The sequence below is a fragment of the Bradyrhizobium sp. CIAT3101 genome, from assembly GCF_029714945.1.
Classification (GTDB): domain Bacteria; phylum Pseudomonadota; class Alphaproteobacteria; order Rhizobiales; family Xanthobacteraceae; genus Bradyrhizobium.
This window is the reverse complement of record NZ_CP121634.1, coordinates 8520492-8546014: the sequence shown is the minus strand read 5'-3', so window position 1 is coordinate 8546014 and position 25523 is coordinate 8520492. Positions and strand designations below refer to the sequence as shown.

Here is a 25523-nt window from a genome sequence, read left to right as displayed (position 1 = left end):
CTCTATGCGGACGCTCGGTAAACAAACTGGGTTATCAACCGCACCGAGGAGGTGGGGGAGTCGCGCAACATCGAACGGCGGGCGAACAGCCCGACGCAGCGGTCGAGTTTTGTCGCTCATCCGTGAAGCTTATTGCAAGAAATGAGGCGATGGTTAGCCAATAGGTGATGATGCAGTAGGAACATCTGTTCAGGAAGTGATCCCCAAATTGCTTAAATGTGTAAGGCACGCGCATCCCGACGAGCGCAAGCGTCGCCTCTCGCACAAGAGTGTTGTCCGCATTGAGAGCCATTGCTCCGCACCGCATACGGTCCAGCGAAAGTATGAGTGTCCAGCGTCCGCTAGGGCGAAGAGTGTTGTGCGCCCATTTCGGCTCGCTGACTGTCGTCAACGATCTTAAGGCTGCATTCGTTTTGTGAACGTGTTCGCGCAAAACTCGTTTGTTTTGCCTCCGTGCGCTCGTTTTCAGACCGCGAACCCAATGGCAAAAAGGGCGCGCTTGCTGCGGCATTTGCGCTGTCCCGATCTACTCGAAAGTTTAGATGCACCTCTGTTGGGTTCTGCAGGGGCTTCGGAGATGAATGCGTCAACTTGGGGATAAAAAACGCAGCAATTCTGCTCCGAACTGAGCATATTAGTGAACCTCAGCCCGGCGGGCGCGATATCATGCTGTTATTCGCATTATCGACAGAGGTGGGAGTAACTTCAGGCGAGGTGCCTGTAGATGGGCAGCGCTCAGCAGAGTTCGTTTCGCTCGTTGTGGTGATGTGCGAGTAGCGTCGCGCGGATTGCACTCGGAGTCGGTCCTGTGTAGCCGATAGTTGAAATCTCGAGAGAGTTCGAGGTGCGCTTGCGCCCATGTTGTACTCCGAGAGTAGAGGGTCAATGGTAGAGAATTCAAAGTTCAGGTCTGGGAAGCCGCTGCAGGTAGTTGGATTGTTGGGAGGCGGGACGATCGGGGGTGGCTGGGCCGCACGATTTGCCCTCAACGGAGTAAATGTGCGGCTTTATGATCCAGCTCCGGGGGCGCTCGAGCAGGTTCAAGAGACTTTGAATCATGTGCGCCGGATATACCAGCGATTGACGCGGGTGCCGCTGCCAAAGGAGGGCACTCTGACGCTTGCGAACTCGGTCCCGGACGCAGTGCGCGATGTGGATCTCGTGCAGGAGTCTGCGCCTGAGCGTTTGGGGCTCAAGCAGGAGCTGCTCGCGGCCGCGAGTCGTGCGGCGCCGCCTGAGGTTCTGTTCTGCTCCTCGACGTCGGGTCTACGTCCGACGTTGCTGCAGGCGAAAATAGAACATCCCGAGCGTCTACTCGTTGCGCACCCTTTCAACCCCTTATATTTGCTCCCACTCGTTGAGCTCTGTGGGGGGCAGCAGACGGCGGCGGATGCCATCGCGCGGGCGGACGAGATTTACCGTGGGATCGGTATGCACCCGCTCGTAGTGCGCAAGGAGGTTGATGGATTTATCGCTAACCGGCTTCAGGAAGCGATGTGGCGCGAGGCGCTGTGGCTGGTGCATGATGGCTTGGCGACTGTGCAGGAGGTGGATGACGCTGTCCGCTACTCCTTTGGCTTGCGTCGAGCGGTGGTTGGTCCTTTCCGGATGAGCGGTGGCGCGGCTGGAATTCGCCGCTACCTCGAGCAGTGGGGGCCCATGCTAAAATGGCCGTGGACGAAGCTCACTGAAGTCCCGGAACTCACCGCTGATTTTCTTGACACGCTGGCGGAGCAATCAGACGCGCAGGTGAAAGCGGATAATCTTTCAGGATGTGAGATGTTAGCGAAGCGCGATGAGGCGCTTGTGGCAGTGCTGCAGGGATTGCGCGATCAGGGATTTGGTGCGGGCGAGACCTTGGCGCGCTGGGAACAGGGGTTGCGAGACCGCGCCGCTGGTTAGAGATATTCGTGGCAGGTAGAACCCAAGTCTAGTAGTAGACATCGCCTTGCTCTTCATGAAACACATTCTTTCGCCCGGAACTGTGCCGAATTCGAAGAAATGCACCTTGCAGGGCTTCTATGGTCAATCGCACACGGCTTAGTTGGATATCCTCATGGCGTCGATTAGTACAAGTTGTCTTGGAATCCTTGACTTCGAGCGCGAGCCGAGCTGGGTAAGGCCCACGCCGCAGCCTGGTTCGCTAATGAGCGCGGAAACGTACGGCTTTCCCGTAGTCATCGAGAGCGTCAAAGGGTCTACGGTGGATCGCACGATGGGTGGCGATCTCACGCTTGTCCCGGCCTATGTCGCCGCCGCACGCAAGCTGGTCGAACAAGGTGCCGTGGCCATCGGCTCCAACTGCGGTTTTGCGATTCGCTACCAGACCGCTGTCGCGGCTGCCGTGGACGTCCCTGTGGTGCTATCATCGCTAGTCCTTCTGCCCGCTATGCTCCGCCAGTTGGCTCCGAGTACCCAGATCGGCGTTGTCACATCCGATTCGACTCTATTCGCTGAAGATCTCCTTGGCGTCACCGACCCAGCCGAGCGCGCAAGGATTGTCGTTGTTGGCATCGAAGGCGGCAACATGTCGCGGAATTCGGCGATGAACCGGCCGACTGAGCTCTCGGAGATCAGGCAAGATGTCGACACGTGCGTCAAGCGGTTGCTTGAGACAAATCCCAGGGTTGGTGCGCTGCTTTTCACCTGCACCCTTTTCCCGGCGATCACACCAGCAATACGTCGCAGGTTTGGTCGACCGATCTACGACATCTCGACCGCGTGCAGACTTGCTCTCGAATCTGCCGTCTCAGCAGGACTTGTGCACGCGCCGAAAGAGTAGGCCCGCGAAATTTGGCAGGAGCGGACCGCGTGACCTCCAGTTATTGCTGCCCCCCGCTCGATATCAATGGGACTTATTCGCGGGTCGATATGTTTTTGCAAGCCCGTTGCTCTAGCGTGCCGAGTAGACGTGGCTAACCGATTTGGAGCAGGGGCAATCCCTTTCCGCAGGAGAGTTCTATGTGAGGTTTGTACAGGCAGTACCCACGCGGTCAAGACGCGAACCATAGACTTTGACGTGATGGGTTTCCTGCTCTATCACGAGATGATCGATTGTCGCGATGGTACGCGAGCGGCGACAGCGGAGCACATGCAGCTCAACGTTCGAGTGGCGAGCAAGCCTGCCGTCCGTGCCGAGGTTCTCAAAACACTGCGTAAAGCCAGCCGATATCAAGGCGAAGGCATCCTGCGGAGCGTCAGTCGTGCCGCGACCCTCAGCGCCGGCGCGCGACGAGACCAACAAGTTTTTCTAAATACCGTCTCTAGACGGTTTCAACGGTACTAGTAGAGGAGCCACTGATGTCTCGAAAGGTCGTTCTGACGTGCGCAATCACTGGCGGGAATGCGGCAGTCGTTGCAAAGCATCCGCACATTCCCAAGACGCCTTCGCAAATTGCAGAAGCAGCCATTGATGCAGCGAAAGCAGGCGCTGCCATCGTTCACGTCCACGTCCGAGAGACAGACGGCACGCCTTCAAACCGTCTGGAGCTTTATGAGCAGGTCGTAAAGAAGCTCCGCGACTCGTCTACCGACGTTATCATCAACCTGACATGCGGAATGGATGGGAGCATCACGCTCGATTCCCTTGACCCACCGACGCTCGGCAAGGCCACTAACCTCAAGAGCCCGAAAGATCGAGTCCTTCAAGCGATCACCCTCAAGCCGGAGATCGCCACTCTTGATTGCGGCGTTCTGGCGTTCGGCGAATCGATCTATGTAGCGCGAATGTCTGACCTGCGCGAAATGACGAAGCTTATGCAGCAGGCGGGCGTCAAGCCCGAGATCGAATGCTTTGACCTCGGTCACATCGAGAATGCCAAGAAACTTATCGCGGAAGGCACGCTTATTGACCCGCCATTGTTCCAATTCTGTCTCAGCACCGGTTACGGCGCCCCAGCGGAGCCGATCGTTATCCAGGCGATGAAAGAGATACTACCTCCCGGCGCGATATGGGCTGGATTCGGTTGCGGTCAGGACGAAATGGCCACAGTTGCGGCAATCGTAACCCTAGGGGGGCATGTTCGCGTCGGTCTTGAGGACAATATCTACCTGCGGCGCGGTATGCTGGCATCGAACGCCGAACTCGTCGACAATGCGGTTGGCATTATTGAGAGGATGGGCGCCAGCATCGCCACACCAGCGGAAACGCGCCAAATGCTCGGCTTGGTGAAGCGCGGGTAAGAGTTCTTTCCGGCAGGCGCGGGCTGGACCCAGGCGCCCGTGGTGAACACGCAGGCCTACACGTGCTGGTAGGGCCTGCAGCACCAATCGCGAGGTGACCGTTGCAGCCGACGCCAAAAGCCCGCCCCCGAGAACTGCGTCCTTCACCCTTCGCTCTTTGCTGCATGACGAGCCACGCTCAACGAACCCCATATGATGCTCAGTGCTTCAGAGCAACTCCCACTCGCCTACGCGCTCGGTCGCAGCGTGCTCAAAGACCACGCTGTAACATGCGCAGCAGGCCAGCTCGGGCCGGCCTGCAACAATTACCCTTTGATGTAGTCCGAATGGTCGTCCACTATGAGCACCCTTGCTGAAGATGAATTCTCTAATGGTGCCCCTAAGGCTACGTACACACAATCTGAAAGGTCTCGGCGCTCCGCCTACACAGACTTCCGGCTTATCGAGAATCTCGAAGCGAACCCTCAAGGATATTCCAGAGGATAGGAAGAGATCGGAATGCCGACATTTTGCGCGCATCCGGCAGAAGGCCTTGGGCTACTCAGCTTTCGGACGGAAGGCTAATCGCGCTTGAGAGGTGTGAGCACGCCCAGCAGTATTACTCAACGTGCAAAGTCGTCCGTCCTAGAGAGAAGCGGCTAAATGCGTCTCGGCGGCTAAGGCAGCAATTGGCCACTTTGGTCGTGTCGTTGTTCCAGGAGAGCTTGGCGCTCTGCGCGCGCAGCGACGCTTGTAGTTCGACCATCAGGGGCGGTTACGCTCCTGACAAGCACGCAAGAGCTACTGCGCAGCAGAGCTTGGGCGAAACGGCGAACGCCCACGCGCTTGACCGCCTCGGCTGCGATCGGCGCCTTGCTGACCCTCGCCAGATCCAATAACTTGCGCCTGCGTGCGCCCAGCACGCGGCCTCGACGAGCGGGTCCGCCCTTGCGATTGCCCTCGTGAGCGCGCCAAAGCCGGCTTAGGAGCCGGCCTGCCTCAGCCTGGCAGAGCCTGCCAGATGCTGCTCGGGCTGCGCACCGCCACGATCGGGCGAGTAGAATAACACGGTCGCCAGTGAACTTGGGCCACCACACAGACGGTCGCGAACGGGCGTCCATCTGCCTGCGTCGCCACGGCGGCCTTCAGCGTCGCCGTGTCGACCTTACTCGTGATCCACATCGAGTCCCGGCCGCAAACTCAATCCCGATTGACCCGCCCTGCTGGGCAGCACGACAGGATAAGAAATGAATCCTGATCCGCGAACAACGTACGCATACGACGAGGACCGCCTGATTGACGCGTGCGCGCGAGGCTCGGCGAGCTATATGATGGCGATGGGTGAAGGTCAGGCAGCTTGCTGATCGGGGGGCTTGGCGCAGGAGCTTCCATTCCCAGGGCAGCGGTTCGTGCAGACGCGATGCGGGATCATCGGCGATCCGGGCGAGGACGTCGGCGAGCCAAGCCTTTGGATCGACGTCGTCGAGACGGCACATCGTGATCATCGTCAGCATGATGGCGGCCCGATCGGCGCCGCGCTGGCTGCCAGCGAAGGTCCAGTTGCGCCGTCCCAAGGCAATGCCTCTCAATGCGCGTTCAGCGCAATTGTTGGTCAAGCAGACCCTGCCGTCGTCGAGGAAGCGGGCGAAGTCGTCCCAGCGCCTGAGCATGTAATTCACGGGCTTCAGGACCTCGGACTAGCTCGACAGGGTCTCTCGCTCGCGGAGCAGCCAGTCGCGCATGTCGTCCAACGGCGGCCTGCTCTGTTCCTGGCGCACGGCGCGCCGGTCGTCAGCACAGCGGCCACTGATGGTGCGCTCGATCTCGAACAGGGCATCAAGACGCCTGACCGCCTCCAGCGCGATCGGGGAGACCGGCTTGCCTTTCTGGCCGTCCCGGGCGGTTTTCTCGATGTCAGCCAGCTCGAAGAAGCCCCGCCGCACATGGGCGTGCAAAATGCGGGCGTGATCGGCATCGCTTTCCTTTTCGGGTCCAACAACGGCTCGAAGCCGCTGTAGCAGTCGGCCTGCAGGATACCGGTGAAGGCGGCCAGATGCTTCTGGGGGTGCACGCCCCTTCGGTTGCCCGAGGCGTAATAGACCGCCGCCGGCGGCGCAGGTCCGGCGAACGGCCGGTCATCCCGCACAGAATGTGATGGACGGTCCCCGCCCTGATAAACTCCGAAATCATCCAAGAAGGAGAACAAGCTATGCCTATGATGACAATCGGGCTCGATATCTCGAAAAGCTGATTTCAAATCCACTGGATCACAGAGGATGGAGAAATTATCCGCAAGAAGCTCGCTCGCGGGAAGGTTCTCGATTTCTTTTCACGGCTTCCAAGTTGTCTCGTTGGTCTTGAGGCTTGCGGCAGCGCTCATCACTGGGCTCGTGAACTAATAAAGCTTGGACACAAGCACGTCTTATGCCGGCCCGCTATGTACGAGCCTACGTAAAGACAAACAAGCATGATGCGCTGATGCGGAGGCGTGCTGGGAAGCCGTTCAACGCCCCGGCATGCGCTTTGTCCCTATAAAAGCGGTCGAACAGCAGGGAATTTTAATGCTACATCGCACGCGCGATTTGCTCATTCGACAACGCACAGGCGCGATAAATGCTCTGCGTGGTCATTTGGATGACACTCGTGGATGTTGATGAGCGCATTCCACAGAGCGCGCGTAGCGCCCCGTCAATCCTTGTCGATCAGATCGAAGACCTTGAGCTTCACATCGAAGACTACGAGAAGATGATTCTTGCAACTGCCAACGACAATGAAGTCTGTCGGCGTCTCATGAAGGTAGTAGGCATCGGTTCATATGCTGCCACCGCGCTGGCGGCATAGGTCGACCATCCACAACAGTTCGCTTCGGCAAGGCATTTCGCTGCCTGGCTTGGATTAGTACCGAAGCAGCATTCGACCGGGGGTAAGGAGCGTTTGGGTGGTATCAGTAAGCGCGGCGACGGCTACATTCGTAAATTGCCGATACATGGCGCCGGAGCAGCCGTTCATCGCGTCCGTATCCATCAAGTCACCAATACCTGGATAGCAGAGCTACTCGGCAGGCGTCCCTTCAATGTCGTGACGGTTGCGCTTGCTCACAAAACGGCTGGGATTGCTTGGGCGATTATGGCCAGCGGTGAAGATTACCGCTCGCGAGTATAAAACGAGCGCGGTTCCGTTCGCGAGGGCGGGTGCAGAGTGATGGCAACCGGTCGGACCGGGGCGGCTAAGCCCGTTGGACTTATCGAGCTTCAGAGCTCGTCAACGTAATTGGGCGCCGATCCGCGGATCTCATCAAGGCTCGTGGCATTGCCATAAAGCCGAATAGATAGCTGCAAACGATCGTTAGTCAGAACAAAGCAAAGCAAATGTACTTTGCAAAGCGGGGACCGTCCATAGATGTGTCCAGATCCGGCCGGTCGTACACTTGCCCTTCGCCAGGATGCGGATGGTGGTGTCGTCACTATGCAGGCGCTCGGCCGCGAGCACATGACGCTCGATCAGCTGGAACAGCGGCATGACGGCGAACGTTCCGTGGCCGACCTGGTCGGCCAGCGTCGACAGCGGCAGGTCGATCCGCTCGGCCTTGAAGCGCACGCTCTGGCGATTGAGCGGGATATGCATGCCGAACTTGTCGAACAGGATCGTCGCCAGCAATTGCGGACCGATGAAGCCGCGCGGCGTGGCATGGAACGGTGCCGGCGGCTGGCTGATCTTCTCGCAATCGCGGCAGGTGAACTTCTCGCGTACTGTCTCGATCACCTTGAAGCGACGCGGGATCTCCTCCAGCGTCTTGGTCACATCCTCCCCGATCTTCGCCAGCCGCGATCCACCGCAGCAGGCGCAGCTTGTTGGAGCCTCGATGACGACCCGCTTGTGTTCGATGTCGTCTGGCCATGGCTGGCGAACCGGCCGCTTGGGCATGAAGGGGCGGACGTTCTGCGTCATCACCGCTGCGGCCTGCGCGGCAAGCTCATCCTTGCTCGCCGTGGTGACGAGTTCTTCGAGCTTCAACTCCAGCTGCTCGATCAGCCGCGCCGTGCGCTCGGATCGCTGCCCGTGCAGTTCGCGCTTGAGCTTCTCGATCCGCAGCTCGAGATGCGCGATCAGCGCCGCGTTATCCGACAGCTCCGCCTGCGCGCTGGCAGCTATCGCCTCGGCTCGCAGCCGCGCCTCACGCTCGGCTTGCAGCGCTGCCAAGGCATTGACAAGGTCCGACGGGAGGTCGTCCGGCTTCGATATCATGAAGCCATTGAATCAGATTAGCAGCAGGTTCAAACCCAAAACGGTTATCCGACCCGCGTCGGACGCTGGGTTTCTTGCGGATTGCGCCAATCGATCTCGGACAGCAGATAGCTCAACTGCGCCGGCGAGATCGTTACCGACTCACCCGGCAACCGCTGGCCAGATGAATTTCCTCTCTCGAGTTTTTTTTATGAACAAGCAGGTTCCCTGGCCATCGTGCCAGATCGCCTTCACGAGATCGCTGCGGCGACCGCGGAAGACGAACAAATGACCGCTGATCGGGTCTTTGTTCAGTACCTCCTGCACTTGGAGGGCCAGCGATGGAAAGCCTCTGCGCATATCCGTGTTGCCTGTCGCGAGCCACACTCGTTCACTCCCCGGTATAGCAATTATCGGCGTCCAAGCACATCAAGGACCCGCGCCAGCGCCTCCGGATCGACGTGCGCATCCACCCGGATGCACCGTCGGTTGCCAAGATCGATCTCTATCAATCCAGTACGCGCGGCTGCCGCTGAGCGAACTCGGCCATCAACCGCAGGCAAAAGCTTCGGAGTTTCCTCAGCCGAGGACGCTACGGCGGCGATCTGCACCGACGTAAAAGATGGTACAGCTTGTTCCGATGTGCGTGCTTGTCGACGCCAGGTAAACACCAGGCTAGCCGCTACTCCGTTGCGATGCGCAACCTCTGTTACCTTTGCGCCCGGTGCCAGCGTCTCCTCGACAATCCGTGCCTTCTCGTCCTGCGACCAGCGCCGCCGTCGCTCCAGCCCGTCCAAAACCTCGACCTGCATCGCCTGATGACCTTAAAGCTAGACTTAAGGTCACACGCTTCGCGAATTGCCACCCGTCACGTAAGAACGCCCTCGTCGGAGGCGTACCGAACAACATCGTCGGCACAAATAAGTCTGACCGCCAGTCCTTCGGCTCAGGCCGAAACGACGTCGCCATCGCAGCAGCAATGAGCGCGAAACGCCGTATCGCCGCGTTCTCGTTGCGACCTGCCAAAGATCTGTAAGCACTCAGGCCGATCTTGAGGATCTTGTCCTCAGACCAGCGTAGCCGCTGGCCTGTCAAGCCGTTCGACTTCGACACTGCGCCTATCGTTGTCCTTCGAAAGTACTCAATAACACGCGTCATTCGTTCCTCACCGGACGGATACGGCACTTTCTGCAAAGTCGTTTTAATCCAAGTCACCCTGGCCGAAATGGTGCGAGATACGAAACGTCGGCGGTACACCCAGTAGAACTGGCAGCAAAAACAAACAGCTTGTAGCGTGTGAGTCGACGACAGCGTTGGTTCAACGTCGCTCGAGAGAATCGATAGGTTGCTTAGTAAATGTACCGCTTCCGAGCCGGCACAACACGATTCGGGCTCTTCATCGTGCAGGGACGTGACCTCGTCCCCTTTCGCCAATGCAGAAGAGGCCCCCGATCGAGCGACCGGGTAGAGAGACGCAACTCTATAAAACCGCGGCAAGCTCTTTCGAGAGCCCGGGGTCGAGTTCCTGGCTTCTGTTGAAGTCCTGTCGTCGACGCCGTTTCTTCGGGAAGCGTCGATGCTGCTTGGGGGGCGCGAACAAACTCGGATATCCAATCGTCGTAAAAATTAGTTCACCTTAGCTCGGAACATAGCGGCCATCCTGCGGGACCTGCGTGAAGCGATATATAGATTTGCTCGTTCTACTTGCCCCGCAGTGAAGGATTTCGGCGCGCGTTGCTAGCTCTTTGCAAAAAACGTGTGCTGAATAGAGATAGACTGCTCCATGAGGGGCTATGGCGAAAGCTAGATTCAAGGGCGACGCGATTTGACAGAGGCGTGCGAGCGCGTTGAAGGGGCAAGAGGCGAATAGGCACCAGTCTGGTCTCGATGGTCGACAATGGAGAAGGAACGAATGACTGAGGTTGTAACCACGCTCCGAGAGGGGGCGATCCTCGAAGTCACACTCGACCGACCGAAGGCTAACGCTATTGACGCTAAAACGTCTCGGATAATGGGCGAGACTTTCAAGGCTTTTCGCGATGATCCGGAGCTGCGTGTTGCGATTTTAAAAACCGCAGGTGACAGGTTTTTCTGTGCCGGCTGGGACCTGGCAGCTGCGGCGGCTGGAGAGCCCGCGAACGCGGATTATGGTGTTGGTGGATTTGGTGGCGTGCAAGGTCTGCGCGACCTCAACAAGCCAGTAATCGCCTGTGTCAATGGTATAGCCGCTGGTGGTGGATTCGAGTTGGCTCTCTCCTGCGATCTAATCTATGCGTCCGATAATTCCTCTTTCATGCTGCCAGAGATTCGCGCTGGCCAGCTCGCCGATGCGGCATCGGTCAAACTGCCGAAGCGTATTCCGTTTCACATTGCGTTGGATCTTCTTTACACTGGCCGTTCTATAACCGCGGCGGAGGGGCATCGCTGGGGTTTGGTGAACGAAGTGCTTCCGAAGCAAAAGCTTGAAGAGCGCGTGTGGGAGATCGCGAGGTTACTCGCGAGCGGGCCGCCCCTTGTCTTCGCCGCTATTAAGGAGACGGTGCGAGCGGCTGAGCCGCTGAGCTATCAAGATGCTCTGAACCGAGTGAACAGGCGTCAGCTTGCAACGGTCGACATACTCTATGGTTCAGAGGACCGTCTTGAGGGCGCGCTTGCATTTGCAGAAAAGCGCGTTCCAGTATGGAAAGGAAGGTAGTCACGGCTCGGGCAGGAGATATTAAGCCAAGAGGCGCCACGGAGGAAACGACAGGTTGTGGTGGGCTGTTTGACAAATCCGTCTTTTCTGCCCGGCATTGACCCATAAATTCGATACAATCCCACAGCGCTCGGTGAGAACCGAGAACCGGCGGGGGAGCGCTCCCCAGCCTTTCGAACCGGGTCAGATCAGATTTGTGTCCCGCCAGATTCCGTGAGGGTCAGATGGCCCTCTGGCTCCTGCGCTCGTTAGGACGCGTTTTGTGACCATGGGAGAAGGCAGGATGATCTCGGAGGTGTTAGGCACTTGTGTGTCACCGGCGCGGGACTGCGAACTCTCCGAGAAGTCCACAGTTGCCGCTAGTCGGGATCGGATCGCCGGTTCGGCGGTAGAGGTGGCCGGCGGGAAGCGGCAGTCGTTGGACATCCATGTGTGCAATGCCTGAGCCCGGCTTAGCTCGCGGGATTTGGAACTGTACTCGCTAGAATCCGGCATTCTATCGGTCTGTAATGCAGCGTCACAGGAAATCGGATGTAGATCCAGCTAAAACTGAACTTAGCAATCGGCGCCGATCTCGCGCTCGGCTGGCCCGACGCGCCTTCGTCTAGGGTTGATGCGTCCGGGGGCGGGTTCTTCGCAGCACCTACTGCACCTGGAGTGCCACCGACGGGAAGCCTTCGCCTATATCCGTGCAGCTGTTTCGATCGACACTCGCGCATGGAAACTTGGCATCATCGGCGGTGCAAAGCATACGGCGTAGTGCGTCTCCATCGTCGCCATTGACCCGCATGGGGTGTGCTACCAAGCAATCTCGATGATGCCCAACTTTTCCGTCGACGCGCGACCATCGTGGTGAATGGCACTTCGGCCACTTGGCTGCGGCGGCACACACGACTCAACCCGAATAGGCGCGAACGGCACCATACTCAAGAGATCGTCCTTGTCCCGCTCCTAGGATTGTCCTTTGGGCCTGCAGCCATCACGTGCGTCAAACAAGCGGACCTTTGACGTAGAAATCCCTTTTCTAGAGTCTGCTTTTGCGCAACCTTTGCCAGACACGGCTAAGCGCTAATCGAGCGGGGCGGATAAAGGTCGAGAGTATGGCGATTTCAAACAATTCAGCGGCGAAATGGTCTTCGGGTAATTGACAATCGCGGCTGGGCATCGGCCGGAGGGCTGCCCCATGCCGCGAAGTATCCGCTGATCGGCGCGGTGAACATGGCGACCCTCCGGCTCGTTGGGTCGAAACAGAGGTTCAGCGTTTCGACTGTGCAAGCGAGATCGCCGGCGCTCTCGATTCGATGAAAGAGATGAAACCGCTTCGTGTCGGAGGCAATCAAGGTTGTATAGATGGCAACCGTTACTCCCAAGCGCAGCTCGCGAACATAGCGAACGTTGGTCTCGGTCAGGACGAACTGCAGGTCCGACCCAGGCGCAAAGTCATGCTTCGCACGGCGCCACACTTCCATACTCGCAAGATCGGCAATTCGCTGGTAGGTCAAGAAATTGACATGGTCGAGCTTGTCCAACCAGTCCTTGTCGACGACGCCTTCCCAGGTCTTAACCCAAGCCATATTCTACCCCACAAAGTTTGACTGAATTGCGTGCGGCAGGGCTGCCTGCCCTCGCTGCTCCTAGTTCGCGCCGCTATCAGCTCTGACTACTTGCTAGTCGAGGTGCGTATAGCGGCTAACCGGCGAGCAGAGGCCACCGAGGCACCAGTCGAACCCGTCAGCAAAGCTTAGCCCAACCTTAGGTCTTGTTTTCTCCGGTCCAGGCGCAATCAGCGCCGAAATTCTGCTCGCGATAAAAACTGAAGAACGTTTGTGCCGAAGTAAGCATCCGGTGAGTACCGCGCAGCGGTCACTCAGGCAGCCTGATTGGCTTGCTTGTTCCGGTCGCGCCAATTCCAGGGCAAGAGTTCGTCGACCCGGTGGGCCGGATGTGCAGCGATGCGCGCCAGGACGTCGGCGAGCCAAGCTTGTGAATCGAGGTCGTTCATCTTGGCCGTGACGATCAGGCTGTACATCATCGCGGCCCGGTCACCACCTCGGTCGGAGTCACAGAACAGCCAAGACTTCCGCCCCCAGGGCGATGCCGCGCAGGGCTCGTTCGGCGGCGTTGTTCGACAGGCAGATGCGGCCATCCTCAAGGAAGCGGGTGAACGAGCCCCAGCGCTTGAGCATATAGTCCATCGCCTTGGCAACGTCGTTGCGCCGAGAGAGCTTGGCGCGTTGCTCACGCATCCAGGCTTCCAGAGCGGCGACCAGCGGCGCGCTGAGCTCCTGGCGCACGGCCCGGCGCCGCTCAGGCGTCTCGCCGTTTATGCCGCGCTCGATCTCGAACAGGGCATCGATCCGACGGACTGCTTCCAGTGCCAGCGGCGAGATCACCGCAGGCTTTTTGCCCTGCACCTTGCGGCGCGCATTCTCCGCCAGATCATCCATCACGAAGAACGGCCGTCTGGCATGGACCCAGCACGCGGCTTCCAGGATCGGACCTGCGTTGCGGCCCGCCTCGTAAAGCTTGCCATAGCCGCCATAGGCATCGGCCTGGAAGATGCCGCTATAGCCGGCCAGATGGGCCTGGGGATGCTCGCCGGCGCGATCGCGCGAGTAATAAAATACTGCCCCCCGGCGGAGCCTGCCCGCCAAAAGGCTTGTCGTCGCGTACATAGACCCAGATGCGGCCGGTGTCGGTCTTGCCTTTGGCCAGGACAGGCACCGTCGTGTCATCCCCGTGCAATCGCTCGGCCCTCAGCACATAGGCCTCAAGGCGCCGGAACAAGGGCGTCAGCGCAACCGTGCAGCCACCAACCTGGTCGGCCAGGGTCGACAGGCTGACCTACTCGCCTTCCTTGGCATAGCGTTCGGCCTGCCGGTTCAGCGGCTGGTGCTGGCCGAACTTCTCGAACAGCACCATCGCCAGCAAGCTGGGGCCGGCCCAACCACGGGCGATGACGTGGAAGGCGCCGGGGCCTGGCTGATCTTCTCGCAATCACGGCAGCTGAACTTCTCCCGGACGTGCTGGATCACCTTCCAGGATTTCGGGATGACCTCCAGCTTCTCGGTAATGTCCTCCCCTAGCTTGGATAACCGCGAGCCACCACAGCAGGCGCGCATCACAGGTCCTGGCACGACCACCCGCTCGCGAGGCAGATGCTCGGGGAACGGCTGGCGCGATGGCCGCTTGCGCGTGAACGAGGCCACCTTCGTGGTCTTGGCCGCAGCCATATCGGCGGCGAGTTCGTCCTCAGTCGCTGAGGCCTCGAGCTCCTCGAGCGTCAGTTCGAGCTGATCCAGCAGCCTTGCGGTACGCTCCGCGCGAGGGCCATAACGATCACGGTTCAGCTTTTCGATTTGCAGCTTCAGGTGAGCGATCAGCGCATGGTCGTCGGACTGCTGGGCGCGAACGTTGGCGAGTTCGGCGCGCGTCGCCAGCAACGCCGCCTGCAGCGCCTCAATGTCTTCCGGCAGCTTCTCAGGACCGTCACCCATGCACCGATGGAATCACAAAAGCCGCGATTTGGCGCGCGCTTTTTGGCAATCTCACCGGACTATTGCGCAACTTATCCTGCGCTCTGCGGCCGCCAGCTGTGTTGAGGGTTGCGCCAGTCGATTGCCTCCAGCAAGTAGCCCATCTGAGCTGCCGTCAGCGACACCACCCCATCCACCGCCGCTGGCCAGATGAAGCGCCCACGGTCCAGCCGTTTGGCGTAGAGCGATAGTCCGATCCCGTCGTGCCAAAGCGCCTTGATCAGTGTGCCAGCACGACCACGGAACACGAAGACGTCGCCGGCAAAAGGATCTCGCCCCAACCCCTCCTGCACCAGCAATGCCAGACCCTGCATGCCTTTGCATGTCAGTGTGACCGGTCGCGATCCAGATTCTTGCCCCTGCCGCGATCGGGATCATCGCCGCTCCAGCAGATCCAACACGCGAGACAACGCGGTCATATCAACGCCGGCGTCCACGATCACGCGACAGGCCTTGCCGACGACAATCTCCATGCGTCCGCCCGCTGGCCCGGCCAAAGCTACTGGCGGCACCGGCGGTTGGTCCGGCATCACCATCGCCGGCACAGAGGCTGGCTGAGGTCGTTCAGTATCGCTCGTCCGCGTCCCAAACGATCGTCGCCAAGTCAGCAGCAGCGAGCGCGAGATGCCGTATCGCCGTGCTGTCGACGAGACCGCGCGCGGGGCCTGCAAACTCTCCAGAACGACCTTGAGTTTCTCGTCATCCGTCCAGCGACGGCGACGGCCAGTCTCGACAACCTCGAACCGTTCAATCTGTGCACTGAACTTATTGCTGTCCATAAGGGCTGTTACACAGCACTCCTCTTAACCCGGCAAGACGGCCCTCACCGGAGGGAGACGTGCCGAATGCTGAACCGGCCTAGGAATGATCAATCCGGAATCTGAGCTCATCGCTCAAATTGTGTACAAACCAAGTGTGATCGCGCGAACCTCGACAGCTACATCGACTTGCGGCAATTGCCTTTTGCCAGCCAAAAAAAACGGGCCCCGGTGATAGGAAGCGGGGAGAGCAGTAGGCACGCCTAATCTTAGAAGCGCACGCCCAGAACCATCGCCACAGTCGGGAGGAGAGCAGCGCCCTTCAGGAACGCAACCTGGCGAAGTTCGAGCGAGCCGTAGGCCAGCAGGCTCCCGGCACACAGGGAAGTGCCTTAGCACGTGGTGTCCTTACTCACGTACCCAGATTTTGCGCAGCGCCGTCATTGTATGTGCAGGCGACGCAGGCTCGCGTACGAGTCCACTGTTTCGACCAAGGCCAATAGAAAAGGTGCTCTCGGCAGCGCAGAAATTCACTACGATAGACCTTAATAGTGGTAATTTTATGCGGAGTTAAGTCTCACATTGATGGAAATTCATAGGTAGGTGGCGTAGCTTCTTCCGCAGCTTGATGCAGAGGGGCGCAGCGAGCATGCCAGTGCAGAAATGACGATCCTCAGAAGTCGGCCGGTTGATGTTGAAGGCGGGGCTGGAGACAATTTACGTATCAAATGCCTTGGTCGGGAAATTAACCAGCAGCGAGCAAGACCACGCCGTGGATGACATCTCTAAATTAGAGCACGTTTCGCGCAAGCAGGTAGGGCGCTATCTTAGTGGTGTCGCGGTCGTGGCGCTAGCCACTTGGATTGTGCTGGCCTTCGTCCACGGTCAGATCAACTGGACTATTGTTGGTCGTTACCTCATGGCGCGCACCATCCTCCTCGGGCTCGGCAACACTGTTCTGATGGCCGCCTTGGCGATGCTACTAGGAGTTCTGATTGGAGTGACGGTCGCGATCATGCGACTTTCCGCCAATCCCGTGGTCAACTGGGCCGCGGCTAGCTACGTCTGGTTCTTTCGCGGCACGCCGTTATTGCTGCAGTTGCTGCTTTGGTTCAATCTTGCGCTGGTGTTTCCCAAGCTCGGCATTCCGGGTCTCTTCGAGCTGCGTACGGTAGACGTGATGACGCCGTTTCTTGCAGCGTTGCTCGGATTGGGCATCAATCAGGGAGCCTATACCTCGGAAGTGGTGCGCGCCGGACTATTATCTGTCGATCAAGGACAGTATGAGGCGGCGAGCGCGATCGGAATGCCCCGTCTTCAGGCGCTGCACCGAATCATCCTCCCGCAGGCGATGCGTGTCATTGTGCCCCCGATTGGCAATGAGCTAATCGGCATGGTCAAGCTGACATCACTCGCCAGCGTGATCCAGTTTTCGGAAATTGTTCACAACGCAGAGAACATCTATTACGTGAACAACTACGTAATCGAAATGCTGATCGTTGCTGCATTCTGGTACTTGATCGTGGTTACTGTGCTTACGTTCCTTCAAGCTCGATTAGAGCGGCATTACGCACGCGGCGCTCGCAATACAAAACCACGCTAGCCTGGGAAGAACACATGAAGCCCATCGTTAAAGCCAGCGGCGTACGCAAGTCCTATGGTGCATTCGAGGCGCTGAAGGGTGTCGACCTGGAAGTGGAGCGTGGCGAAGTGCTCTGCATTATTGGTCCATCGGGCTCGGGCAAGAGCACTTTGCTCCGGTGCATGAATCAGTTGGAAGTCGTCGATAGCGGCGCGCTCTGGGTGAACGGAGAAATAGTCGGTCACCGTCAGATCCACCAGAAACTGTATGAACTTTCCGAGCGTGATATCGCGCGACAGCGCCTCGCAACAGGCATGGTGTTCCAACGCTTCAATCTCTTCCCCCATATGACGGCGCTGGAAAACATCACCGAAGGTCCGGTGCAAGTACTCAAACAAGAGCGCAAGCAGGCCGAGGTCGCCGCCCGTGAGTTGCTCGCGCGGGTCGGACTGGCTCATAAGTGCGATGCTTATCCGGTTGAGCTATCGGGTGGTCAGCAGCAGCGCGTCGCAATTGCTCGCGCTCTTGCGATGAAACCAGCGTTGATGTTGTTCGATGAGCCTACCTCCGCGTTGGATCCCGAACTAGTCGGCGAAGTGCTGGTCGTGATGCGCGGTCTCGCGCGAACTGGAATGACAATGATCGTTGTTACTCACGAACTCGGCTTCGCGCGGGACGTAGCAAATCGAGTGATTTTCATGGATCAAGGCCAAGTCATAGAAAGCGGCGCCCCGGCCCAGGTCCTCAGCAGTCCCACTCATGCTCGAACTCTGAATTTTATTTCAGCCGTCCGCAATTGACGTTGTCGTCAGCCGATCGCAAACTTTTAAAAATAGAGTTGTCTTGCGATCTGCCGTCCACTTAAGGCGAGCGTTCGACGGCGACCTATCCATAGCTACTAGCAATGCGGACCGCGGAGGCGGCTTAGCATCGCGAATGACGCGCGCATTCTCTCCTCATATCGCCAGAACAGTACACCGAATTCAGTCCGGACTCGGCGCTGAAATGTCAAAAGCGTCCCAGCTCGATCCGTTCCGAACTCTTCGCACGGTTCGGTCATTTTCCAATTATGCAGCTTCTTTGATTCTTGCGGATCAAGGTTCTCCTGGTGCATTCCTGCGCTTAGTAAGAAAATACGCCGAATATCTGCACGTCATAGCCCAGGAGCCTACCGACTTCCTCCTCAATCTGCGGGTAAAACAGCGCCTTCGCGGAGAGAGCGAGAAGGGCTTTGAAGCCGAATGTGTGCGCACAGCAACCACATCTTACCCGATCCGGAGCCAAAGGCGATGGAGCGATGAAATCGCCCGATCAAGCGATGCGTCGCGAGTCTCGAGCTTTCCAAGCCTGAAGGGAAGCGCAGGGGCGGATCTCCGGCGTAGACCTCTCCGCGTCAAGGGGCGCCAAGATGTTCATGAGACAAGCCAAATGTCGATCTCGCGGAGCCGGTCAAATCGGTCAATTGCGATACGCGCCATCGTCCACGCGCTGGGAATGCGCGGAGGGGGATCAGCCGTCGCGTCACCTAACCGTGAGTGCGGCCCTAACGAACATCTTCCGAGCCATCAAACCTTTTGGTAACGTCAGGTAAATTATGAACAAGATCTATCCCGACGCCAAGTCGGCTCTTGAGGGCGTTCTCAAGGACAACATGATGATCATGTCGGGCGGCTTCGGCCTCTGCGGCATTGCCGAGTCGCTGTCGGATGCGATCCGCGACTCCGGCGTCAAGGGTCTGACGGTTGTCTCGAACAATGCCGGCGTCGACGGCATCGGGCTCTCGCGCCTCCTGGAAACCCGTCAGATCAAGAAGATGATCTCGTCCTATGTCGGCGAGAACAAGCTGTTCGCCCAGCAATTCCTCGCCGGCGAGCTGGAACTCGAATTCAACCCGCAAGGCACGCTGGCCGAGCGCATCCGCGCCGGTGGCGCCGGCATCCCGGCCTTCTACACCAAGACCGGCGTCGGCACGCTGATCGCCGAGGGCAAGGAAGTGAAGGAGTTCGACGGCGAGAAATACCTGATGGAGCGCGGCCTGTTCGCCGACCTCGCCATCGTGCACGCCTGGAAGGGCGACACCGCCGGCAACCTGATCTACCGCAAGACCGCGCGCAACTTTAACCCGATGATGGCGACCGCCGCCAAGATAACGGTGGCCGAGGTCGAGCATCTGGTTCCCGCCGGTGAACTCAATCCCGACCACATCCACACGCCCGGCATCTTCGTGAAGCGCATCGTCGAGGTCGGCACGGCCCAGAAGCGCATCGAATTCCGCAACACCCGCCCGCGCACCGCCGCTTAAGATCAGGAGATCGATATGGCCTGGACCCGTGAACAGATGGCTGCGCGCGCCGCGAAGGAATTGCGCGACGGCTATTACGTCAACCTCGGCATCGGCATCCCGACGCTGGTCTCGAACTACATCCCTGACGGCGTCGACGTCAGCCTGCAGAGCGAGAACGGCATGCTCGGCATGGGCCCGTTCCCCTATGAGGGCGAAGAGGACGCCGATCTGATCAACGCCGGCAAGCAGACCGTGAGCGAGCTGCCGTCGACCTCCTATTTCTCCAGCGCGGATTCCTTCGGCATGATACGCGGCGGCCACATGGATCTGTCGATCCTCGGCGCCATGCAGGTGGCCCAGAACGGCGATCTCGCCAACTGGATGATCCCCGGCAAGATGGTCAAGGGCATGGGCGGCGCGATGGACCTCGTCGCCGGCGTCAAGCGCGTCGTCGTGGTGATGGAGCATTCCGCCAAGGACGGCGCCAAGCTCCTGAAGAAGTGCAATCTGCCGCTGACCGGCGAGCGCGTGGTCGACATGGTCGTCACCGATCTCGCCGTCTTCACCATCGACAAGCATGGCGACGGCGGCATGGCGCTGATCGAGCTTGCCGACGGCGTCACGCTCGACGAGGTCAAGGCCAAGACCGAAGCCGAATTCCCCGTCGCGCTGAAGAACACCTGACGGCATCGCAAAGGGACGCGTGAAAATAGGATCAGCTCCTGCCGAAGACGCGGGATTCATCGCAGTATCTGTCCGCTCTCCCGAGCTGCCGCCACTGAGCGGTGGTCAATGTGTTACGCACGTTTAAGGGGAGGCACATGTCGAACCTGCGCTCACTTCGTGCTCGCTGCGCAGGGAGGACCGAAACCCGCCTGCGAATGAATCCGAGCGTCTGCGCAAGAGACCATTCCTTGGCTGGCGTCAAACCGACGAGGAGCTCGTAAAGGCGAGGATCGGTCTCGCCTTCGGTGTTGATCAAGAATCCTCGTGCGCTCGCACTGCACGCATCTATGGATCGAAAGCGGCAGTAACGCTTGCTATCCGTAGCGCAACAGACCGTCATACCTGCTGCAACACCTTTCGCTTCAAGCGTTTGGGGTTACATCCCGGCTGAACTGCTGACTTGTTTCCTAACTAACATTCGGATCACAGCATAAGAACCGCCTTATGCTTTGAAACTCCAAGTCGAGACGACAGCCTGCGTCCTTGAGATGGATCCGAACCGGCTCCGATCACACGAACAAGGCGTGTTAAGAAAACGAGAGGAGTTTTCTTTTGGCCATCGCCTAATCCGAAAAAATCGCTCGGCTACCGGCTGCCACGCTCAACTTTCGCATCGAGGAGACTTCGAAATTGGTGGGCTGGTTAAGGATGAGCATGGCTTTCCTTATCACTTGGTTGATAGTCTGTATGTCTAACCTATTCGACAAACTTCAAGCGTTGCGATCGCCTATGCAAGATCCAAACCCAAGCGGCAAACGTTTGAGCCGAAACTCGGCGAGAAAACATCGGCGCAAATAGGGGCATACTATGCCGCTTGAGCGACCGGCTTCACCGATCCATATGGTGACTACATTGGTGAGCTTCTTAGCGCGTCGGTCCGCCAAATGTATGAAGGTGGTCGTAGGTGGTCGTAACATCGCGTACGGAGGATGAGCGGACAACGCAGAGTTTTTGCAGATTTTAGGCTTAAATGCAGGTTTCTACCGGCCAGCTCACCTCGTTAAAGGCGATACTTGGTGATTGGACGTGATCTTGTTCCACTTCGTAAGAATTAGGAGGTGCACAGCCATTCTACGGGCTCCGTATCAGCGGGTATACCGACGCATTGTTTCGGAGAAGAATGCGCGGCGGAACCGCAAATCTTGAGGATCCGCCCCGCAGACGCGCTTAGAGGGGAATGCAAAAATTGGTGAGACACGCATGGACATGATTTGCGCGCATCTCAGACGAGAAGTAGGTGGGTAGGCTTGGCTTCCGTACCAGGCTCAGCGGTCGTCGCGCCCGATCCGCCCGGCTCCCGAGTGATCCAGCGCTTGCTCGCATTCGGGGGCCAATTGCATCCGCTTCATTGAAGCGGATGCACATCTTTTCAAAGTAGCATAGGAGTTCCAAATGTTACCAAACCGTACTCGCCGCCTAACCATGAGCGCTGCTGCAGTCATCTTTAGCATCATCGCCGTTGATGCGTGCGCGCAAAGCGCAAAGAGAGTTATCAACGCAATGGCGTTGACCACCTATCCTCCGTTCGAATTCAAGGATGAAAAGGCTGGCAAGGTAGCCGGCTTCAACATTGATGTTCTAGAGGCGATGGCAAGAACGATGGGAGCGGACGTCATCTGGACCGAGACGAGCTATGCCTTGATGATCAGCTTTGCGCCGTTGAATACAAAGCGCGCCGATATCCTTTTGGGCACAATGGGAGATACGCCCGAGCGTCGAGCCAATGCAAACTTCCTTGATTACGTATATTCTAACCAGATATTTTATACCTTAAGTCAGAAAGCCGAGCGCTTCGCGAACCTCAAGGCTTTATGCGGCAAGCGCGTGGCGGCGACACGTTCAAGCCTAATCGAGATCCAGGGAATCGAGAAATGGAGCGAGGAGAATTGCGTCAAAGCTGGCAAGCCTGCGATCGAGGTCGCAGCCAGCGAGAATACGGCGCAAAGCCGACTCCTCGTACAACAGGACCGTGCCGACGCCGCTATCACTGGTGAAGGCGTCATCGCGTTTCAAAACAAACTAGAGGGAAACCAGTATGCAGTAATTAGTAAACCTGTCGTCAAGTTGATGACTGGTTTTGCTTTTCGGAAAGACAATCTTCAATTCGGAGAAGAGCTAAAGATAGCCCTGGCCGGGGTAATCGCCGATGGCACGTATGACCAGCTTTTGCACAAGTGGGGTTTGACCGACCAGGCCAGCATTGAGCAGCCAATGATCAACGGTCAGCCGTAATTGGGCGTTCGGATCGCTGGCAGCTTGGACATTAAAAGCTCACGCGACGAAACTTGCCTGCGAGGGGACCGAGAGCGCAAAAGTGTTCGCTTGGAAGCAGCGCGCGCGCTACTGCGGGCAAAGAAACCGGATAGGCTGCATCTGCTCTGACTGATACGTAAGGCTGTTCGGTGACCGCCTAGTAGGTGACGGGGTGATCTGCGAGCCCTGCGGTTCGGATAGGAGCGTTACGTGTAGAATGGATTTTAGTACATACTACCATCTGAGCCGATGCGACGGCTCGAGATCTTCACCGGAACAGGTCCTCGGGAAGTGGAGCGACGAGGACAAGGCATTGTTGCGGAGATCGTTGCGAGCGGAGACCCGGCGTGCTCGGTAACGAGGCGGCATGGATTTGCCGCAATAGTTGTTTGACTGCGAGTCGATTGCGAGAGGGCGGCGAGGGTGATTCGAGGGAGAGGTGCAGTTTCTGCCGGCGGTGGTGGATTGCCGTGATGCCGACGGCAGCTCTTGGCCGAGAGCGCAAAGGCCGTGCACTGCAAGGCCTACCGGGGTCATCGAGATCGAAGTTTACGGCGTCACGATCCGGGCTGGTCTTGGTGAGGGCTCGGCGCTGATTGTGTCGATCGTCCAGGCGCTAGGCGAGCCGGTGATCGGTCCGTCGGGGTGCGGTCCGGGTGAAGGTAGACTTCCGCAAGGGAATGGATGGCTTGCTACCCCGGTGTGCTAGAGCTTTGGAGGCGGCCCCATAATCAGAACTTCTTTTGTGTTCCGGGCCACACGGGCGGTTCGGATCAAGCTGCTGTTTCGGGACGGGAGGGGCCTTGTCTCTTCGTCAAGCGTCTCGAGGATCGAATTCTCCGCTGGCCAAGGTAAGTATGGCCTGAAGCGCCTGGCGGCGGCGCTATCGTCGGCATTGCTAAGAGTTCGACGGGTGGCATCTCCGCAAGGACGAGCCGCGCTGGCGCGAACGCAAGCGGAAAATTGTTGAAGGCACTGCGGCGAAGTGAATCAGGCGCGCTGGCCGCGTCGCCACATGGCGGCGAATATGCTCTGAATTGGGTGTGAGCGGGTCCTGAGACCCTGAAGCGATGCTGATTGCTGAGCGATGCGAGAGCGAGCCGCTGCGGCAGATCATCAAAGAATTGCAACGACAGAGATGGTGCCTGAAGATCAGCTGCTACTGGGCCTGGAAGACGGGAGCAGGTCGCGGGCAGCGAGGCGGGGCGGGAAGTCAGCGCGCCTGAAGCGTAACCATGCACTGTAGGCCGCAGGCGCGCTGATCTGTCCGGTTAGCGATTAGATCTCGTCGAACTCCTCGGTCTTCGGTTTCATCATCGCAGCGGGCGCGTGGTGTCGTTTTTCGATGATGCTGGGGGTCTCCTTGCGGATTGCGATCAGCTCCTTGAGGCTCTGGATCTCGTCATCGGTGAACGCCATCACGCCGTCTTCCAACGCCGACGACCCATAGCTGGCCATCCTCGCTGTCCATTTCTTCGGCGACCTCGAACAGCCATTCCTCGTATTCACCGAGCATCTCAGCTACATGGCTGAGAGTGAACACGTGGCTGACCTTGTTAACGTGCCCCATCAAGCCGCTTGCGCCGCAAGGCTTGCTGTTGCGCAGTCTTCCAGTTCGAGGGAAGCAGCTCATCGAGCCTGCGGGCGGGTGTGGCGATGGCAGCGAGTACATGGGCGACTCAGGCCAGAGGGTCAACGTCGTTCATCTTGGCCCAGACGATGAGACTGTAGATGGCCGCGGCTCGGCGACCTCCGCGGCCGGATCCACCGAACAACCACGACTTTCTGCCGAATGCGATGCCGCGCAGCGCTCTTTCGGCGGCATTGTTCGAGAGGCAGACGCGGCCATCGTCGAGGAAGCGTGCGAAGGAGGCCCAGCGCTTGAACATGTTGTTCAGGCCTTCGCCAGATCGTGACCGCGGGAGAGCTTGGCGCACTGCTCGCGCATATTGCTTCCAGATAGTCGCCGAGCGGCGAGCTCTGCGCCTAGCGAACAACTTTCGTAGGTCGGCATTTTGTGCGTTGATAGAGCGCTCGATTTCGAACAGAGCGTCGATTCGGCGAACGATCTCCATGGCGACGGGCGAGATGACGATCTCCTTCTTTCCAGCCGATTTGCGCCGCGCGTTCTCCTCAAGATCCGCCATGACGAAGAACGGGCACCAGGCATGGAATCAACATGCCGCCTCCCTGATAAGCCCAGGACTTCGCTCGAGGTAGTAGAGCTTGATGTATCCGCCGAAGGCGTCGGCCTGGAGGATCCCGATCTAGTTGGCTATATGCGCCCGCGGATGCTCACCGCTTCGATCGCGCGAGTAATAATACATCGCCGCCGGCGGATCTGAGCCGCCGAAGGGTGGTCGTCCTTCACATAGACCCAGCATCGAGCGACGTCGAACTTGCCCAAGGCAGCACAGGCACGGTGGTGTCGTCGCCATGGAGGCGTTCCGCTGCCATGACGTGGGCTTCCAAGAGCCGCGACAGCGGCTCCAACACCCTGCCCCTACGGCGTCGGCCATGGTCGGGAGGCTAATTGGCACGCCTTCAAGGGCATGGTGTTCGGCCTGACGGTTCAACGGCAGCCGAACTTCTCGTACGGGATCATCGCGAGCAAACTCGGTCCAGCGCCCCCCCCCCCCCGCGCAATCACATGGAACGGCGCCGGCGCTTGGCTAATCTTCTCGCAATCCCGGCAGGTGAACTTTTCGCGTACCGTTTCGTCCACCTCCCATTGGCACGGGATCGCCTCCAGGGTCCGGGTCAGGTCTTCGCCCAGCTTGCGCAGCCGCGCGCCGCCACAGTAGCCACAAACCGTCGGCGGATCGATCACCATTCGCTCGCGTTGGAGACGCTCGGGGAACGACTGTCGCCCGGCGCGCTCGCGTATAAATCCGCTCGTCCTCGCGACAGCTCGTTCGGCCGCCAGCTCGTCCTCTGTGGCGTCAGCTTCCAGCTCTTCGAATTGCCAGGCCAATTGGTCGATCAGTCGCGATGACCGCTCTGACCGTTGTCCGTAGATCTGACGCTCAAGCCTGACGATCCGCAGCTTCTGCTGGGGGATTAACGCGCCGTCTTCCGGGGCCCCCGCGCGGGCGACCTCGAGCTCCGCTACAACCTCTATCGCCTTCGTGCGCTCGACCGCCAACGCCTCTTTAGATCCGCAATGTCATCCGAAACAGCGTCACGATCGGCGTCCATGCAACGCAGTGAATCACATATCCAGCGCGTTGTGACTCCCCAAAACACCAGCAACCGCAGAATTTCCTCTGTTCAACCCGCGCTCTGCGGCCGCCAGCTTAGTTAT

The 25523-nt window shown here is 58.7% G+C and carries 15 protein-coding genes and 5 pseudogenes; 10 read left to right on the top strand and 10 right to left on the bottom strand.

Going from position 1 to position 25523, the window contains the following annotated elements; all coding sequences use genetic code 11:
- Window positions 1-885: 885 nt before the first annotated feature.
- From QA645_RS39770 to QA645_RS39760, 3 genes are all read left to right on the top strand, one after another.
- Complete coding sequence (locus QA645_RS39770; protein WP_283046446.1) at window positions 886-1902, top strand: 3-hydroxyacyl-CoA dehydrogenase NAD-binding domain-containing protein; 1017 nt, start codon at window positions 886-888, stop codon at window positions 1900-1902.
- A 154-nt stretch (window positions 1903-2056) separates the two neighbouring features.
- Complete coding sequence (locus QA645_RS39765; RefSeq protein ID WP_283046445.1) at window positions 2057-2782, top strand: hypothetical protein; 726 nt, start codon at window positions 2057-2059, stop codon at window positions 2780-2782.
- A gap of 518 nt (window positions 2783-3300) precedes the next feature.
- A complete protein-coding gene (locus tag QA645_RS39760; RefSeq protein WP_283046444.1) occupies window positions 3301-4182 on the top strand; it encodes a 3-keto-5-aminohexanoate cleavage protein in 882 nt (293 codons plus the stop codon).
- Between the two features lie 1364 nt (window positions 4183-5546).
- Here the strand turns inward: QA645_RS39760 and QA645_RS39755 are convergent.
- Window positions 5547-6307, bottom strand: a pseudogene (locus tag QA645_RS39755) (IS66 family transposase); the annotation flags it as partial.
- 111 nt (window positions 6308-6418) lie between these two features.
- On the opposite strand from QA645_RS39755, the pseudogene QA645_RS39750 reads away from it, so the two are divergent.
- A pseudogene (locus QA645_RS39750) lies at window positions 6419-7323 on the top strand (IS110 family transposase).
- A gap of 234 nt (window positions 7324-7557) precedes the next feature.
- On the opposite strand, the pseudogene QA645_RS39745 reads toward QA645_RS39750, so the two are convergent.
- The 3 genes and pseudogenes from QA645_RS39745 to QA645_RS39735 all read right to left on the bottom strand — a co-directional run.
- Window positions 7558-8406, bottom strand: a pseudogene (locus QA645_RS39745) (transposase); the annotation flags it as partial.
- Window positions 8407-8547: 141 nt separating this feature from the next.
- On the bottom strand, window positions 8548-8772 hold the full coding sequence (gene tnpB / locus QA645_RS43420) for an IS66 family insertion sequence element accessory protein TnpB (protein WP_349253157.1): 225 nt from the start codon (window positions 8770-8772) through the stop codon (window positions 8548-8550).
- A 23-nt stretch (window positions 8773-8795) separates the two neighbouring features.
- A complete protein-coding gene (locus QA645_RS39735) occupies window positions 8796-9197 on the bottom strand; it encodes a transposase (protein WP_283046443.1) in 402 nt (133 codons plus the stop codon).
- A 1100-nt stretch (window positions 9198-10297) separates the two neighbouring features.
- Here QA645_RS39735 and QA645_RS39730 point away from each other — a divergent pair.
- A complete protein-coding gene (locus tag QA645_RS39730; protein WP_283046442.1) occupies window positions 10298-11080 on the top strand; it encodes a carnitinyl-CoA dehydratase in 783 nt (260 codons plus the stop codon).
- A 1118-nt stretch (window positions 11081-12198) separates the two neighbouring features.
- Here the strand turns inward: QA645_RS39730 and QA645_RS39725 are convergent.
- From QA645_RS39725 to QA645_RS39710, 4 genes and pseudogenes are all read right to left on the bottom strand, one after another.
- Entirely contained in the window at window positions 12199-12654 is a 456-nt protein-coding gene (locus tag QA645_RS39725; protein ID WP_283046441.1) for a thioesterase family protein, read from the bottom strand.
- A 293-nt stretch (window positions 12655-12947) separates the two neighbouring features.
- Window positions 12948-14577 (bottom strand): annotated as a pseudogene (locus QA645_RS39720) (IS66 family transposase).
- A gap of 71 nt (window positions 14578-14648) precedes the next feature.
- Window positions 14649-14930, bottom strand: a complete 282-nt coding sequence (tnpB, locus tag QA645_RS39715; protein WP_349253156.1) for an IS66 family insertion sequence element accessory protein TnpB — start codon at window positions 14928-14930, stop codon at window positions 14649-14651.
- A 60-nt stretch (window positions 14931-14990) separates the two neighbouring features.
- On the bottom strand, window positions 14991-15395 hold the full coding sequence (locus tag QA645_RS39710; protein ID WP_283046440.1) for a transposase: 405 nt from the start codon (window positions 15393-15395) through the stop codon (window positions 14991-14993).
- A gap of 667 nt (window positions 15396-16062) precedes the next feature.
- On the opposite strand from QA645_RS39710, the gene QA645_RS39705 reads away from it, so the two are divergent.
- From QA645_RS39705 to QA645_RS39685, 5 genes are all read left to right on the top strand, one after another.
- Entirely contained in the window at window positions 16063-16977 is a 915-nt protein-coding gene (locus QA645_RS39705) for an amino acid ABC transporter permease (RefSeq protein ID WP_283046439.1), read from the top strand.
- 14 nt (window positions 16978-16991) lie between these two features.
- Entirely contained in the window at window positions 16992-17756 is a 765-nt protein-coding gene (locus QA645_RS39700) for an amino acid ABC transporter ATP-binding protein (protein ID WP_283046438.1), read from the top strand.
- 794 nt (window positions 17757-18550) lie between these two features.
- A complete protein-coding gene (locus QA645_RS39695; protein WP_283046437.1) occupies window positions 18551-19258 on the top strand; it encodes a CoA transferase subunit A in 708 nt (235 codons plus the stop codon).
- 15 nt (window positions 19259-19273) lie between these two features.
- Window positions 19274-19924 carry a 3-oxoacid CoA-transferase subunit B gene (locus QA645_RS39690; protein ID WP_283046436.1) on the top strand — a complete coding sequence of 217 codons (651 nt, stop codon included), beginning with the start codon at window positions 19274-19276 and terminating at the stop codon, window positions 19922-19924.
- Window positions 19925-21358: 1434 nt separating this feature from the next.
- Entirely contained in the window at window positions 21359-22198 is an 840-nt protein-coding gene (locus QA645_RS39685) for a transporter substrate-binding domain-containing protein (protein WP_283046435.1), read from the top strand.
- Between the two features lie 1299 nt (window positions 22199-23497).
- Here QA645_RS39685 and QA645_RS43415 read toward each other — a convergent pair.
- Window positions 23498-23677, bottom strand: a complete 180-nt coding sequence (locus tag QA645_RS43415; protein WP_349253155.1) for a hypothetical protein — start codon at window positions 23675-23677, stop codon at window positions 23498-23500.
- Window positions 23678-23775: 98 nt separating this feature from the next.
- Window positions 23776-25417: pseudogene (locus tag QA645_RS39675) on the bottom strand (IS66 family transposase).
- Window positions 25418-25523 lie beyond the last annotated feature (106 nt).